This is a genomic window from Vibrio sp. 10N.222.52.B7 (assembly GCF_041474275.1).
GTDB classification, from domain to species: domain Bacteria; phylum Pseudomonadota; class Gammaproteobacteria; order Enterobacterales; family Vibrionaceae; genus Vibrio; species Vibrio crassostreae_C.
The window spans coordinates 5,787-6,817 of the sequence record NZ_JBFRTU010000117.1; the positions used below are offsets into that span (position 1 = coordinate 5,787).

The window sequence follows — 1,031 nt, forward strand, 5'->3', positions numbered from 1 at the left end:
TCATTTGCGAAGGTGAATATAGCTGGGTATTACTCGTTCCTACCGGCGTCATATAGCTCTCCTTACCTATCCTTAAATATAGTATCGGCAGAGGTGTGAAAAACTTGTGCATTTAATCACCATGGTGATGTTTTTTTATTCGCACATTACATTTTCGTCTGCTTGGTTAAATCGTCTATTTACTAAGCAAGTCTTGTGCCGATAAGAATGTTTGATTTTAGATAGAGTTAGGATGAATGACGGGAACGTGATCAAGTTGTGACGATGGGCTAATTATCTAGGATTAGCCCATCGACTCTTTAGCTTAGAAGAGTGGATCAACAGATCCTACTCACACTCTAGGCTAGCGCTACGTTTTGACAGATGCTTGTATGCCTTCATTCGGTTCTCTTTCTTTACAAAGCGAGCCGGCGGCGAAAGCACTTCAAGCTGATAATCACCGCTATCCGATGAGATCGCTTCAACCGGGCTGATGATGGTGATTTTTAAATCAGGGTTACGACGTAGAATTGATGCCGCCGTCCCTAAACCACCCTCGGTGTGGAACTTGCCAGCCACGTGAATCACTTGTTTATCAGGGTTTGATGCTAGGTAATCCACAATCGACTCAGCCATGGTTTCGTCCCAGGTAACCTGAGCGGCAAACTGCTTTTCTGTTTGCTCTGGCGTACCGTGATGCATAGAAGCCATGAACTTTTCTTTGTAAGGGCTATCGCCAGTATCCACTTCGGCAGCAATCCATTGGCGTTGCTCGGTCGATAATTGGTCTAGGTAAGGCAATCCTTTACGGCCAATACACTGCACGAATGGCTTTGGTGCATTTGCCGCAATAACATCGACGTCGTTGGCTTTTGCGAACTCAACTAACGCGCGGTAATCACTTTCGTAATTTGGCCAAGCTGCCGCTTGAGACATGAGAATTTGTTCGCCAATTTCGCCGTTTAAGTATTGGTCAAGTGTGGCTTGGTGCTCTCGAGTGAACTGTTCCATTGAAAGCGCAATGTTTGATGTTGCGTTGCGGCGCGCTTTTA

1 protein-coding gene is annotated in these 1,031 nt (G+C 45.6%); it reads right to left on the bottom strand.

All coding sequences use genetic code 11. The features are described from left to right. Positions 1 to 327: 327 nt before the first annotated feature. Positions 328 to 1,031, bottom strand: a 704-nt coding sequence (locus AB4512_RS20970; protein ID WP_372175562.1) for a ChaN family lipoprotein, incomplete at its 5' end; no start/stop codon positions are given.